The organism is Streptomyces sp. NBC_00461 (assembly GCF_036013935.1).
Classification (GTDB): Bacteria; Actinomycetota; Actinomycetes; order Streptomycetales; family Streptomycetaceae; genus Streptomyces.
Window position 1 is genome coordinate 6348066 of record NZ_CP107902.1, and the last position, 14237, is coordinate 6362302.

A 14237-nucleotide genomic window follows, 5' to 3' on the forward strand; every position below is an offset into this window, starting at 1 on the left:
CCCTACGCGTGCGGGCCCGCGGCCACCTCCCCGATCACCAACTCGGCCTCCGCCTCCAGTACTTCGCCCACCCGCTCCGCCTGCTCGCCCAACTCCCGCTCCTGGCGCGCCGTCAGCCGCCCGAGCGGCTCCACCGTGACGGTCGTACGACGTCCCCGGCGCCGCTGGTGCCAGACCCCCGCCACCACACCGTCCACCAGCAGCACCGGGTAGTTGCCCGCCTGTCCGCCGGCCAGCGCCCGCTGGTAGGCGGCCCCCGGGAACAGCGTTTGGCGGGGCTGCGCGGCGATTGCGTAGGCATCGAAGTACGGCAGCAGACGGACCCCGCGGACCCGGCCCTCGGGGAACTCCGTGTCACCGGCCACGACCCAGCATCCCTCCGCCCCCTCGAACACGACCTCCTCGATCTCCCCCGCCCCGGCCAGTTCCGCGAACAGCTTGCCTGCCCAACCACCCGGTGCAGCAAGCCACTTGGCGAAGTTCTGCGGTGACGCGGGACCGTAGGCGCGCAGGTAGCGGCGTACCAGCTCGCGCAGCGCCTCCTGCGGCGGCAGCGGAGTGAAGTGCGGCGGGCGCGTGTACGTCACCTTGCGACCCCGGTTCGGGCCGGAGCACATCGCGCCGGACTGGCCGGCCCGGTGCATCACCTGCCGCCAGCGCGGCCACAGGTCCTGGAAGGCGGGCATCACCCGGTCGCCGGCCCAGGAACCGGTGCGGGCGACGACCTCCTCGCTCAGCTCGTCCACGGTCAGGCACACGCCCTCCAGGGCGTCCCCGATCGCCGCCACGATCTGCCGCGCCTGCTCCTCGGTGACCCGTACGTCCGGTGCGGACTGGCTCGCGCCCGACGGCACGGCGGGCAACGCCGCACACCACAACGGCAGTTCACGCGCGGGCAGCAGATGCACGGTCCCGCGCGGCCCGTGCATCTTCACCAGCGAGTCCGGTGCGGGGGCGCCCCACAGCGCGGCGCGCACGTCGGCCCGCGTCGCGCTCCCGGCCCGTATCCCCACCGACACCTCCGCCGCGGACAGCACCTGGGCATGCGCGCCGAGCATCGCGCCGACGACCTCGGCGACCGGAGTGCCGTCCCCGGCGGATGTGGCCAGGAACTGCCGTTCCAGTCGGCGGGCGCTCGCCTCGTTCCACGTGATCTGCAAGGTCATGAGCCGACGGTAGGCCGGAAGTAGGTCGGATACTGGCCGCTATCAGGGTCCCGCTGGCGTCGTACCGGACAATCGACGCATCAACGGCGTATCGCGCTCGCACATTCGCAGGTGGGGCTGGGATTCCACATTGTTATCGAGGTTGGCTCGCCTCCGTGGTACGCCTCGCGTAAGTTCAGACCAAGGTAATTCGCGCCAGCAAAGCTGCGCGGGCGGCACCGCGCAGTGGAGGGGGCTGCGCGGTGCTTTTTCCGCGTCAAGCCGGTGTTCGCGGGCCGGGTCACCCGGTTGGGGGATGTGGGGGCAACTCGCCGGGCGAGGCGCGGGAGGCGTCAAACGCTCCGGATCGCTCCGCTTCCCGTCCGATTTCCTTGGAATCCGCTGTGTTTCGGCCATGAACCGACCATGAGAGGGCCGCTTCGTGCCCATCGGTGCGTCGCCGTTCGATTCCGGAGAGTAGTTGTGGCACGCCGATGCAGCCAGCCGCACTTACGAAGGGTTATGGTGGAAACCCCCCCTCGGGCCGGTCCGTCTCCCCCCCACGGACCGGCCCGTTTTCTGTGTCCGGCGTGTGTGCCCCGCCACCCCGCACCCGGTACCCTGCACCCCGCCCCTTGCACCCGGCCCCCGTCCCGCGGCGCGGGAGTGGCCCGGCGGCTGCGTGGTGGAAGCTCTGTGCAAGCCCTTACGCCCGGTCCCCGTTGGCGGCGGCCCGGTGCCGCAGGGGTAGGCTTCGCCTCCGGGGACCGTCATACGGAGATCCCGGACCGCCATACGGACAGGGCCCGCCCTCGGCCGAGCCGCCGAGCCCGGGCCGCGCCTGTCCGATCCGTACGGAGGGGCTGACAATCACGTGAACCTGCGCGACAAGCTGCGCGGCCTGCTGGTCAGGCTGTACGCGCGCCGGGTGGAAGGTCACCTGGACCACGCTCAGGTGCCCAAGCACATCGGCGTCATCATGGACGGCAACCGGCGCTGGGCGAAGGCCGCGGGTTCCACCACCGTGCACGGTCACCGGGCCGGCGCCGAGAAGATCGAGGAGTTCCTCGGCTGGTGCAGCGAGACGGATGTCGGGGTCGTCACCCTCTGGCTGCTGTCGACGGACAACTTCGACCGGTCCCAGGACGAACTCGGCCCGCTCCTCGGCATCATCGAGGACGTCGTACGGACCCTCGCCGCGGACGGCCGCTGGCGTGTGCACCACGTCGGCACTCCCGACCTGCTGCCCTCGCAGATGCGGAACGCCCTGAAGGAGGCCGAGGAGTCCACCGCCCACATCGACGGAATACTGGTCAACGTCGCCATCGGGTACGGCGGACGCCAGGAGATCGCCGACGCGGTGCGCTCGATGCTCGTCGACGCCCAGGACAAGGGCACCTCGATGGAGGAGCTCGCCGAGGCCGTCGACGTCGACATGATCGGCCGTCACCTCTACACCGGCGCACAGCCCGACCCCGACCTCGTGATCCGTACCAGCGGAGAGCAGCGGTTGTCCGGTTTCATGCTGTGGCAGACCGCTCACTCGGAGTACTACTTCTGTGAGGTCTTCTGGCCGGCCTTCCGCAAGGTCGACTTTCTGCGCGCCCTGCGCGACTACGCGGCGCGCCACCGCCGCTACGGCGGCTGACCCACATCACGCCTGCTGAGCGGCGTTGCGACCGGCCCCACGGTGGGGCGGAAGTACCGCGTTTTCCGGAGCGATGCCCCCGGACCCCCAGGAGTTCACCAGGGCGCCGTCATATGCGTCGGCATGGCACCGCGTGTTCGAGGGCATAAGGCAGTCAGGTCGATGCCCGAACCACGGGTGTCGGATCTCAGCGGACGGCACGGGGCCGTCCGCCCGGGAGGCCCTTTGCACCAGCTCGATCGTGCGGTCACTGCACGGACGAAAAGGCGGAGGGCCGGTTCTCGGCCCTCGCAGGGCGGCCGACGACCGGTCCAGCTCCACTCCGTCGCTCCCCGACCTCATCCGAGGGGGTACGTCCTTCCGTGGTGACCAGCACAAAGCGCCGCCTGCCTGACCGGCGCACCTATGTTCTCGACACCAGCGTCCTGCTGGCCGACCCGAACGCCCTGAACCGCTTCGACGAGCACGAGGTAGTGCTGCCGATCGTCGTGGTGACAGAGCTGGAGGCCAAGCGGCACCATCCCGAACTCGGCTACTTCGCCCGGCAGGCCCTCCGTCTGCTCGACGAGTTCCGGGTCCGGCACGGTCGCCTCGACGCCCCCATCCCGATCGGGGAACTCGGCGGCACGGTGCGTGTCGAGCTCAATCACTCGGACCCCAGCGTGCTGCCGACCGGCTACCGCCTGGGGGACAACGACTCCCGCATCCTCGCGGTCGCCCGCAATCTGCAGGCCGAGGGGTTCGACGTCACGGTCGTGTCGAAGGACCTGCCGCTCAGGATCAAGGCGTCCTCGGTCGGACTCCTCGCCGAGGAGTACCGGGCCGAACTCGCCATCACGGGCTCCTCCGGCTGGACCGGAATGTCCGAACTGACCCTGCCCGGCGAGCAGGTGGACATCCTCTTCGAGGAAGGGCACGTGTATGTGCCCGAGGCCTCCGACCTTCCCGTTCACACGGGGCTGACGATCCAGTCTGAGCGCGGCAAGGCCCTCGGCCGAGTCACGCCCGAGGGCAACATCCGCCTCGTGCGCGGCGACCGGGAGGCGTTCGGTATCAAGGGGAGGAGCGCGGAACAGCGGATCGCGCTCGATCTGCTCCTCGACCCGGACGTCGGGATCGTCTCCATGGGCGGCCGGGCCGGCACCGGCAAGTCGGCGCTCGCGCTGTGCGCCGGACTTGAGGCGGTGCTGGAGCGGCGCCAGCACCAGAAGGTGATGGTCTTCCGGCCGCTGTACGCGGTCGGCGGGCAGGAACTCGGCTATCTGCCGGGCTCCGAGTCCGAGAAGATGAGCCCCTGGGCGCAGGCGGTCTTCGACACGCTGTCCGCGGTCGCCAGCCGCGAGATCATCGAAGAGGTCACCTCGCGCGGGATGCTCGAAGTCCTTCCGCTCACCCACATCCGCGGGCGCTCGCTGCACGACGCGTTCGTGATCGTGGACGAGGCGCAGTCACTGGAACGGAATGTCCTGCTGACCGTTCTGTCCCGAATCGGCTCCAACTCGCGGGTGATTCTCACCCATGACGTGGCGCAAAGGGACAATCTGCGTGTCGGTCGCTATGACGGTGTCGTCGCCGTCGTGGAGAAGCTGAAGGGGCATCCGCTCTTCGCGCACGTGACCCTGACGAGGTCCGAGAGGTCCCAGATCGCGGCGCTTGTGACCGAAATGCTGGAGGACGGCCAAATCTGAGGTAATTCAGGCCAGTTGGCGCCGTCTCGCAAAGGCTGTGAGCCTAGCGGGGCGGCGTCTTCGCGTGTTGCTGTTTCTCGAAATCACCTGGGCCAAACGGGATGTGAGCTTTCACACGCAACTCAGAATTGCCACCCGGTGTCTGGTTACGGCAGAGTCTCACTCCTGTCAGGCCCCGCATACGACACACCTGTACCCCCAGCGGTACGGCACCACAGAAGCATCACAGCTAACTCCACAGCGTCGTCGTATGCCGCCCGTGCTCCACGCGGTGCTCCTCTCAGGGGAGTTGCCCATCGGGTCCGTGCCTCCCGTGACCCCGTAGTTGGGAGGACAGCGCCAGGGGCACGATTGCGTCCGCCAGGGTCACCGAAGCGGACGATGCTGGAAGGAAACCGTGTGAGCCGGATTTCGGTCCGGGGATTCGCAGTGGCCTCGGCCACCGCGGTCACCGCCGTCGGAAGCGTTGTCGGAGTTGCCTCGGGCAGCACCGCCCAGCCCAACGACGCCGAGGCGACGGCAAGCGACGCGACGCTCCTGGCGGACATACCCACGGGCCAGCAGGCCCAGGTCCAGACGGCGTCCCTGACGCAGCAGGCCGACGCCCAGGCCATCCAGGCAGACGCGAGCGCCAAGAAGGGCGCCGAGGAGGCTGCCCGCAAGGCTGCCGCCGACACCGCCATCGCCAAGAAGGAAGCGGCGGAGAAGGCGGCCAAGGAAGCCAAGGAGCGCGCCAGGACGAAGGCCGCGGCCAGCCGCAGCAGCGCCGACTTCCCGGTCCAGAGCTCGTACTCCATCGGCGAGATCCAGTCGATGGCACGGCAGATGGTGCCGAGCGGCCAGTTCCAGTGCTTCAGCAACATCGTGGACCACGAGTCCAGCTGGAACTACCACGCGGTCAACGCCTCCTCCGGCGCATACGGCCTCTTCCAGGCCCTCCCCGCCTCCAAGTACTCGTCCGCCGGCGCCGACTGGCAGACGAACCCGGGCACCCAGATCAAGTGGGGCCTGAACTACATGAACAGCCGGTACGGCAGCCCGTGCGAGGCCTGGTCGTTCTGGTCGGCCAACCACTGGTACTGAGCCGTCGAGGCCGGCGGCCTCACCTCTCAACCTTGCGCAGCCCCTCCCCGTCATAGGGGGAGGGGCTTTCGCCCTGTACGGTCGGACGCGACGGCTCCAGGGGGGAGTGGTGGGGAAAGACGGGGGAAGAGGACGGATCATGTCGCGAGTGCCAGGGTGGCTCGGTCGGATCGGCGCCGGACTCACCGAGGTGAGTGAGCGGCTGGACGAGCGCCGCGCCGAGGTGGAACGGGAGAACGCCGGGGACGACGAACCCGCTCAGCCGCGCAAGACCGTGAAGGCTCCGCCGCCCGCGGACCGCACCCCCGAGCCTCCGCTCCCGCCGGCCACCCGCCCCGACCCCGCGCAGGCCGTGCCCTGGGGCGTACGCGTCGCCGCCGAGGCCGGCTGGCGTCTGCTGGTGCTCGCGGGCACCGTCTGGGTGCTGATGCGGGTCATCAGCGCCGTCCAACTCGTGGTCTTCGCCTTCGTCGTCGCCCTGCTCATCACGGCGCTGCTCCAGCCGACCGTGGCCCGTCTCAAGCGCCACGGCGTGCCGGGCGGCCTCGCGACCGCCCTCACCGCGATCCTCGGCTTCGTCGTCATGGGGCTGATCGGCTGGTTCGTGACCTGGCAGGTCATGGAGAACATCGACAACCTCTCGGACCAGATCCAGAGCGGCATCGACGACCTGCGCAACTGGCTGCTGAAGAGCCCCTTCCACGTCACCGACAAGCAGATCAACCAGATCGCCAAGAACCTGCGGGAAGCGGTCGGCGCGAACACCGACCAGATCACCTCCGCGGGCCTGGAAGGCGTGCAGGTCGTGGTCGAGGCACTGACCGGCATCCTGCTGACGTTCTTCTCGACCCTGTTCCTGCTCTACGACGGCCGGCGCATCTGGGAGTGGACGCTGAAGCTGGTCCCGGCGGCGGCCCGGCCGGGCGTCGCGGGCGCCGGTCCGAGGGCCTGGCGGACGCTGACGGCCTATGTGCGAGGCACGGTGCTCGTCGCTCTGATCGACGCCATCTTCATCGGCCTCGGCATCTACTTCCTCGACGTCCCCATGGCCGTACCCCTGGCCGTCTTCATCTTCCTGTTCTCCTTCATCCCGCTCGTCGGCGCCGTGGCGTCCGGCGCGCTGGCCGTGGTCGTCGCACTGGTCACCCAGGGCGTGTTCACGGCGGTCATGACGCTCCTCGTGGTCCTCGCGGTCCAGCAGATCGAGGGTCACATCCTGCAGCCGTTCATCCTGGGCCGCGCCGTGCGCGTCCACCCGCTCGCGGTGGTCCTGTCGGTCGCGGCGGGCGGCATGGTGGCCGGGATCGGCGGCGCGGTGGTCGCCGTACCGCTGGTGGCGGTGACGAACACCGTGGTCGGCTATCTGCGGGCATACTCCCTGGAACACATCCCCGCAGGCGACGACCAGCCGCTTCCGGCCGGTCCGGCGATCGGGGACGAGGCCGCCGAGGCCGAGGGGGAGGCCGGGGGCGCAACCCCCGCCGACGGCCCCGGCGCCGGCCCCGAGGACGCCGGGAAGGCCTGACGCATCGGCGCTTGAAAACCGCCCCGGAATCGGTCAAATGAGCGCCGAACAAAGCTATTTGAACCAGCACGCGGCTCAACTTCCGTCACCTGGGAACAGGTCGGAAATCTCCCACCGGAATATGCGTTCGGCCTGATACACATTCCCCCCTCAGCGCTATGCGACAGGGGGCGTGATGTCGGGCTTCGACCTGCTGGCACGAGCCCTGTCCGCCTGCGGAGGCGAGGGATGGACCGGCGTCCTGCGTGTGTCCGGGGCGCCCGGCGGCATCCTGCACCTCAGGGACGGACTCGTCGTCGCGGCCGAATCGCCCGGGGCGCCGGGGCCGGAGGCGCTGCTGCTGCGCTCCGGACGGGTGGACGGCGAACAGTGGGCCGAGCTGGTGCGGGAGGCCCGGGGCGCGCGCTGGCCGGCGGTCGGGCTGATCGCCCGCGGATACGCCGGTGCCGCCCAGCTCACCGTGGTGTGCGTGATGGCGCTGCAGGACGCGGTGTTCGCGATCGTCGCGGGCCGTGTGGACGGCTGTGAGCGTGCCGAGGCCGGCGTCGAGCCGCCCGCCCCGGTCACCGTGGGCGAGCCGCCCGCCAGGCTCCTGCAGGACGCGGTCCGCAAGCTGGCCGCCGTCGCCGCCCTGCCCCACCCCGTCGACCCCGACCGCGAACGGCCCGTCCCGGCACCGGGGTTCGACGGCCCGCTCACCACGCTGCGACGGGAGCTGGTCGAGCATGCCGACGGCCGCCGTACGGCCCGCGACCTCGCCTTCCGTACCGGGCGAGGCGTCTACACCGTCACGGTCGAGGTCGCGCGGATGCTCGGCGAGGGGCTTCTGGAGTGCCCCGCCGTGCCCGCGCCCATCCCGGTCCGCGCGCCCCCCGACGGCATCCGCCACCGCACCCCGCCACCGCCCGCACCGCCCCCGCCCGAGGAGCCGGCACCCGTCGACCTGCCCCGCCGCAGATCGAACGGCTTCTTCCGCCTGCGGAACGGAACCCCGAAATGAAACGGGCCGAACAGATCCGAAACAACATCATGCGTAACGACATGCGTAACGACATACGACGAGAAATGCGAAGAGAAATAGGGGAGTTGAGCACATGGATCGTGAAGCGCTGGCGCTCGAAATGCGCGGTCTGCGGGAGCAGGTGACCGGAATCACCGATACCGCGGTCGCGGCGTCCGACGGACTGCTGATCGCGGCCGACACCGCCGACTCGATCGACCCGGAAGGCCTCGCCGCCCTGGCAGCGGCCGGCCTGGGCCTCGCCCGCCGCACCGCCCAGGCGACCGCGCGCGGCACCCTGCGGCAGACCGTGACCTACGGCAGCCACGGCTGTGCCGCCTTCTACGCCGTCGGCGACACCGCGCTGATGGTCGTCCTGGGCGACGAGGGCCTGGACGTCGACGGCCTGCACCGGGCGACCGGGCCCGCTCTGGATCGCATCGGCTCGATCCTCCGGCACACAACGGCAGAAGGAGTCTGAAGGGATGGCGACGAAGCGTATGGCCACCGGTTTCTCCGATCAGGTGATGGGCCTGGTCAAATCACTCCGTACCGACGCCCCCGACTGTGTCGCCTCGGGCGTCGTCGACATGTCCACCGGCATGCTGCTGTCGTACGAGACCGTCGAGAACCATCCGCCCGAGGTCCTGGACCTGTTGGCGGGCGCGACCCTCGATCTGTTCCAGGGCCGCACGGTCGTGATGATCGAGGACGTCTTCAAGGAACGCCGTGGGATGCAGAGCGACAACCACTTCTTCCAGGAGATCCTGGTCAACAGCGAGAACCTCACCCATCTGTTCGTGCGCATGAACGAGCAGCAGGACGTCGTCGCCGTCGTCGTCTGCCGCAAGTCGGTCAACGTGGGCATGCTGTTCGCCCAAGTGCGGCGGGTGGTGCGGGAGTACGGCCTGTGAGAACGCGGAAGGGCCCCTCCCCGAAACTTCGGGGAGGGGCCCTTCCGCGTTCGTTCTCACTCGGTGCGCAGACCGTCCGGCCGCATCAGCCGCAGCAGCGGCGGCAGGCTGAGCAGGGTCACGCCGAGGACGACCCCGGCGCCGATGCCCGTCATCGAGAGCACGCTCGCCCAGTCCACGGTCACCGTGTCGCCGGTCATCCTCAGCAGCACCGTGCCCAGCGTCAGTCCGACCACCGATGCCAGGAGCAGACCCAGCGCGATGGGGATCGCCGTCTGCCACAGCACCGACAGGCTCAGCGTGCGGCGCCGGGTCCCGAAGGCGACCAGTGACGACAGCAGCTTCTTGCGCTCGCGCAGCTGCTCCAGCTGGGAGACCAGCAGGCTCGCGCCGATCAGCACCAGGACGCAGGTGGCACCGACGAACAGCCCGGTGCGGATCGACTGGAACTGCAGCGACTGCTTGCTGGACGTCAGGTTGAACACGTCCGCCAGCGGGTCCATCCGAGCCGCGGTGTTGCGCGCGTACTCGTCGGCGTCCGCCATCGACCGGTCCAGCGAGAGGTACACCTTCTGGGTCAGGCCGGCCGCCGCCGCCGCGGGCAGCGCGCCCGAGGTGAGGAGCAGGCCACCGCGTTCATAGCCGGTCGGGTCCTCGCGCTGTGCCGCCGTCTTCACGCCGGAGGGCACCTTCCAGGCCGCCGTGTGGTGGGGCGTCCCGCTGTACGACGGGTCGAAGTACAGGGTGCGGCCCGCCGTGGTCAGCTTCTTCGTCTCGCTGCCGTACTCGTCGCCGACGATGCGGAAGATGTCACCGTCCCGGCAGGACGTCAGCCGGGCCAGCTCGCGCAGCTGCGCACAGTTGCCGACGGCCGTCTCCAGCTCGTTGTCCGGGTCCTTCGGCCCGGTCCCGACCGAGCCCAGCGAGATCGCCGTCACCCGGTTCACGCCCTTCGTCCCGGCGAGCTTGCGGTCGACCTCGGACAGCGGGATGTCACCGCGCACGGAGATCTCCATCTGCGCCCGGTTGAGGTCGTTCTTCGTCGACTTGGTGTAGTCGTGCTCGACCCCCGCGAACAGCATCTGCAGCGCGATCGCGCCGGCCACCGCGACCGCGATGCCGTTGACCATGCGCGCGGCCGAGCCGCTGCTCAACTGCAGCCTGCGGACGGCCAGTTGCCAGGACACCGAGCCCGAGTTCAGCCGGGCGACCACGGCCTCGACGATCCACGGCAGCAGGGCGGTGACGCCGATCAGCAGCAGCACGGTGCCGCCGATCACCATCCACTGGTTGAAGTCGCCGTTGGAGTTGCCCTGCCCGATCATCGGGTAGAGCAGCGCGAGGCCGCCCAGCGGCAGGAGCAGCCGCCACCACAGCCGGCGCCGCGGCGGCTTCGCCGTACGCACCACGCCCAGCGGTTCGATGACCACCCCGCGCAGCGCGAACAGCGTCACCAGGACGGCAGCGGCCGGTACGGCGAGGGCGACGAGGACGACGAGCGCGGGCGACGGGTAGAGGTCGTCCGGGAACACGCTGATGTCCCGTACCTCCAGCAGGCCCGCCAGCCGACGTCCGGTGAGGAAGAAGACGGTGCCGAGGACGAGCCCGAGCAGCGCTCCGGCGAGCGCCTCGCCGCCCGCGATCCGGCGGGCCATCCTGCCGTCCGCGCCGACCAGCCGCAGCGCCGCGAGCCGGCGGTCGCGGCGTTCGCCGCCGAAACGGACGGCCGCGGCGATGAACACGCCGACGGGCAGCAGCAGCACCACGAAGATGATCGTGACCAGCAGGATCAGGATCGGGTCCAGCGCATCGTCCTGGTGCCAGCGGGAGGGCCCGAAGTAGTTGATGCGCTCGATCGTGCCGGTGGCCAGATGGGTCTCCAGGCCCGAGCCGCCCGCGTAGTAGGTGAGTTCGGCGGGACCGATCAGACCGGAGTCGCCGATGGTGCCGACGGCGCGGTAGGGGATGCGCCCGCGCAGCAGCTTGCCGGAGTCCGACGCGAGCAGCTTCTTCAGCGCGGGCGAGACGACCATCTCACCCTTCGCCGGGAACTTCCCGACGCCCGGCGGCATCGGCGCCCGCGCCCCCTCCCGCTCCAGGAGCCGGCCGCGCACGTCCGCGCCGTGGAACGTCGTGTCGGTGTTGGCGACGATCAGCGTGTCGTCCGCCTTGGGCAGCAGCTTCCCGCTGTACGTGAAGTCGTCGCGGGCGTGCGAGCGGTGGTCGCGCTCGGACAGCGCGCTCGGTATCGCCGTGGTCAGCAGCAGCAGCGCCACGCCGAGCCCGACGCCGACAGCCGTCAACACGGCCCGGGTCCAGCCCTCGCGTCCGCCGGCGAAGGCGAACCGAAGCCCCATGGCCAGATCGTCGGCCCACTGGCGCGCGTTCATACCGCCCGCTCCATGTCCCGCGACTTCCCGTCGCGCACGACGATCTCGCGGTCCGAGTAGGCGGCCACCCGTGCCTCGTGCGTGACGAGGACGACGGCGGCGTTGGTGGACCGGGCGGCGTCGGTGAGCAGGTCCATCACGCGCTCGCCGTTGAGCGAGTCGAGCGCTCCGGTCGGCTCGTCGGCGAACAGCATCCGGGGGCTGGTGACCAGGGCCCGGGCGACGGCGACGCGCTGCCCCTGACCGCCGGAGACCTCACCGGGCCGCTTCTTCCTCAGGCCGTCGACCTCAAGCCGCTCCATCCACGTCAGCGCGGTCCGCTCGGCCTCCTTGCGGGAGGTGCCGTTCAGCCTGAGCGGCAGGGCGACGTTCTCCACGCACGTCAGCTCCGGCACGAGCTGCCCGAACTGGAACACGAACCCGAACTCCGAGCGTCGCAGCGCACTGCGCTCGGCGTCGCTCATGGTCGCCATCTCGCGTCCGTTGTACGTGATCGAGCCCGAGTCGGGCGTCACGATCCCGGCGAGACAGTGCAGCAGGGTCGACTTGCCGGAGCCGGAGGGGCCCATCACGGCGACGACCTCGCCGGGGTGGATGGAGAACTCGGCACCGTCGAGGGCGACGGTCGGCCCGTAGGCCTTGCGCAGCTCGTCCGCGACGAGCAGAGAACCTGCGGGGGTCATCGGGTCACCGCTTCCGCGAGTTTGTCGAGGCGCGCGGCGGTCAGTTCCAGCCAGCGCAGGTCGGCTTCGAGGTGGAACAGGGCGTGGTCGCAGATGAGCTGGTCGGCCAGGTCCCCCTTCCGCTTCCGGTCGGTCAGGATCCTCATCATGCGCAGGTGCTCGGAGCGCTGCGTGTCGAGGATGTCGGCCGCGTTGCGGTGCGTGAGCAGCGCGAGGACGACCTTGGTGTACAGCGTGGACTGCAGATACGGCTCGGGCGTTTCCGGTGTCGCGAGCCAGCGCTCCACGTCGGTGATCCCGGCGTCGGTGATCGCGTACCGCTTGCGCTCGGGGCCGCCCCCCGCCTCGATGCCGTCGACCTCGACGAGCCCGTTCTTCAGCAGGCGGGACATGGTCGAGTAGACCTGGCCGTAGTGCAGCGGCCGGTCGTGACCGAACTTGTCGTCGAAGGCCCGCTTGAGGTCGTAGCCGTGGCGGGGCCCGGACTCCAGGAGCCCTAGAAGAGTGTGACCGATGGACATGTCAAGAACTCTACGCAGGGTGTATACCCCTCGTGTATACGCACCGTGTCTAGATCATGGCGGGGGGTGGGAGTCCGCAGGTGGGCGCCGATTGTCACGGTTCTGCTACTGACGACGCCCGCCGTCCCAGCCCCTGTCCGGCACCCCTTCGGCGCTCTGGAGGCTGCTTCGGCATTCCGGCACCCGTCCCGCGCTTCTGGAGGCCGGATCAGTAATCCCAGCCCGTCCGGCGTTTGAGGACGAGGCCGTTCAGGCCGACGGGGGTCCGGGGGCGGAGCCCCCGGGAGGGCGACCGCGACGAGGCAGTGGCCCAGCCTCCCCGGGCAACCGCCCCGCCTCGTTCAAAGCCCGCCGCAACAGAAACTCGATCTGCGCGTTGGCGGAACGCAACTCGTCACCGGCCCACCGCGCCAACGCGTCGTACACCAAAGGATCCAACCGCAGCAGCACCTGCTTGCGCTGCTGCGGCCGACGCCTGGCCGAGGAGCCCTCGGAAGGTTCCGTCACTGGTACAAGGTCCCGGTGTTGAGGACGGGCTGCGGTGCGCGGTCCCCGCACAGCACCACCATCAGGTTGGACACCATCGCCGCCTTCCGCTCCTCGTCCAGCTCCACGATGTCCCGCTCGGAGATCCGCGCCAGCGCCGCCTCGACCATGCCCACCGCGCCGTCCACGATCTGCCGCCGGGCCGCGACGATCGCCCCCGCCTGCTGCCGCTGGAGCATCGCCGAGGCGATCTCGGGAGCGTACGCGAGGTGCGTGAAGCGCGACTCGATGATCTGCACACCGGCGGCCTCCACGCGCGCGTGCAGCTCGATGGCCAGCTTCTCGGTGATCTCCTCCGCGTTGCCGCGCAGCGAGAGCCCGCCCTCCTCGTGGGAGTCGTAGGGGTACTCGATGGCGATGTGCCGTACCGCGGCCTCCGTCTGCGTGGCGACGAAGTCCAGGTAGTTGTCCACCTCGAACGTGGCCTGCGCGGTGTCTCGCACCTTCCAGACCACGACCGCGGCGAGCTCGATCGGGTTGCCGTAGGCGTCGTTGACCTTGAGCACGGCGGTCTCGTGGTTGCGAACGCGAGTGGAGATCTTCGTGCGCGAGGTGAAGGGGTTCACCCAGCGCAGGCCGTCCTGGCGGATCGTCCCGCGGTAACGGCCGAAGAGCTGCACGACCCGGGCCTCACCCGGCGCCACGGTGTTGAGCCCGCGCAGCGAGATCACCGCGGCGACCAGGACGACGACACCGCCGACGGCGAAGCCGGGGTTCACCGACGCGGCCACGAACAGGGCGACCGCGGCCAGCAGGCCGAGCAGCCCGAGCAGCAGCGCGAGCGCGCCGCCGATGCTGTGTGCGGCCGTCTCCCGCACGCGTGGCGCGGGCATCTCGGGTATGTCGGCGGCGGGTGTGGAGTCGTGTGCGGACATGGGTGGCCCCCCGTTCTCGTGGTGCGCTCCCGCGGTGCGTTTCCGCGGAAGCACGGATCTAGCTAAGTGATATCACTTTACCCCGTAGGGCAACCTTGAACCCTCCTCGGCCGTCGGTTCCGTTGGGGCGGGTGCTGATTGTCACGTCCACAAAAGGCCGGATCGACGGACCTTTGCCACATCTCCCGGTGTTAGCTTTCTGAGCTGACTTGAGCGGCG

General features: G+C 69.9%; 13 protein-coding genes. 7 read left to right on the forward strand and 6 right to left on the reverse strand.

Going from position 1 to position 14237, the window contains the following annotated elements; all coding sequences use genetic code 11:
* Positions 1–2 precede the first annotated feature (2 nt).
* Positions 3–1166, reverse strand: coding sequence for a winged helix DNA-binding domain-containing protein (locus OG870_RS29855; RefSeq protein WP_266589687.1), 1164 nt, complete (start codon positions 1164–1166; stop codon positions 3–5).
* Positions 1167–2019: 853 nt separating this feature from the next.
* Between OG870_RS29855 and OG870_RS29860 the strand changes: the two genes are divergently transcribed.
* The 7 genes from OG870_RS29860 to OG870_RS29890 all read left to right on the forward strand — a co-directional run bounded on the left by OG870_RS29860 (position 2020) and on the right by OG870_RS29890 (position 9003).
* Positions 2020–2793: an isoprenyl transferase gene (locus OG870_RS29860; protein WP_266844130.1), complete on the forward strand. Its 774-nt coding sequence runs from the start codon at positions 2020–2022 to the stop codon at positions 2791–2793.
* Positions 2794–3155: 362 nt separating this feature from the next.
* Positions 3156–4481 carry a PhoH family protein gene (locus OG870_RS29865; RefSeq protein ID WP_266520939.1) on the forward strand — a complete coding sequence of 442 codons (1326 nt, stop codon included), beginning with the start codon at positions 3156–3158 and terminating at the stop codon, positions 4479–4481.
* Positions 4482–4880: 399 nt separating this feature from the next.
* Positions 4881–5564 carry a transglycosylase SLT domain-containing protein gene (locus tag OG870_RS29870; protein ID WP_266520941.1) on the forward strand — a complete coding sequence of 228 codons (684 nt, stop codon included), beginning with the start codon at positions 4881–4883 and terminating at the stop codon, positions 5562–5564.
* A 139-nt stretch (positions 5565–5703) separates the two neighbouring features.
* Entirely contained in the window at positions 5704–7089 is a 1386-nt protein-coding gene (locus OG870_RS29875) for an AI-2E family transporter (protein ID WP_266589689.1), read from the forward strand.
* A 175-nt stretch (positions 7090–7264) separates the two neighbouring features.
* Complete coding sequence (locus tag OG870_RS29880) at positions 7265–8089, forward strand: MarR family transcriptional regulator (RefSeq protein WP_266844127.1); 825 nt, start codon at positions 7265–7267, stop codon at positions 8087–8089.
* A gap of 94 nt (positions 8090–8183) precedes the next feature.
* Positions 8184–8570 (forward strand): roadblock/LC7 domain-containing protein, encoded by a 387-nt coding sequence (locus tag OG870_RS29885; RefSeq protein ID WP_266520947.1) that lies wholly within the window; start codon positions 8184–8186, stop codon positions 8568–8570.
* A 4-nt stretch (positions 8571–8574) separates the two neighbouring features.
* The gene (locus OG870_RS29890) at positions 8575–9003 is read left to right on the forward strand and encodes a hypothetical protein (protein ID WP_266520949.1); all 429 of its coding nucleotides are present in this window, start codon (positions 8575–8577) and stop codon (positions 9001–9003) included.
* Positions 9004–9059: 56 nt separating this feature from the next.
* Here the strand turns inward: OG870_RS29890 and OG870_RS29895 are convergent, their stop codons facing one another.
* From OG870_RS29895 to OG870_RS29915, 5 genes are all read right to left on the reverse strand, one after another.
* Complete coding sequence (locus tag OG870_RS29895; RefSeq protein ID WP_266844124.1) at positions 9060–11393, reverse strand: ABC transporter permease; 2334 nt, start codon at positions 11391–11393, stop codon at positions 9060–9062.
* Positions 11390–12076, reverse strand: coding sequence for an ABC transporter ATP-binding protein (locus OG870_RS29900; RefSeq protein ID WP_266520953.1), 687 nt, complete (start codon positions 12074–12076; stop codon positions 11390–11392). Before OG870_RS29900 ends, OG870_RS29895 begins: the two co-directional genes overlap by 4 nt.
* The gene (locus tag OG870_RS29905; RefSeq protein ID WP_266520955.1) at positions 12073–12597 is read right to left on the reverse strand and encodes a PadR family transcriptional regulator; all 525 of its coding nucleotides are present in this window, start codon (positions 12595–12597) and stop codon (positions 12073–12075) included. Before OG870_RS29905 ends, OG870_RS29900 begins: the two co-directional genes overlap by 4 nt.
* Before the next feature lie 249 nt (positions 12598–12846).
* Complete coding sequence (locus OG870_RS29910; protein WP_266520957.1) at positions 12847–13104, reverse strand: hypothetical protein; 258 nt, start codon at positions 13102–13104, stop codon at positions 12847–12849.
* Positions 13101–14018 carry an SPFH domain-containing protein gene (locus OG870_RS29915; protein WP_266520959.1) on the reverse strand — a complete coding sequence of 306 codons (918 nt, stop codon included), beginning with the start codon at positions 14016–14018 and terminating at the stop codon, positions 13101–13103. The genes OG870_RS29910 and OG870_RS29915 overlap by 4 nt, the downstream gene beginning before the upstream one ends.
* Positions 14019–14237 lie beyond the last annotated feature (219 nt).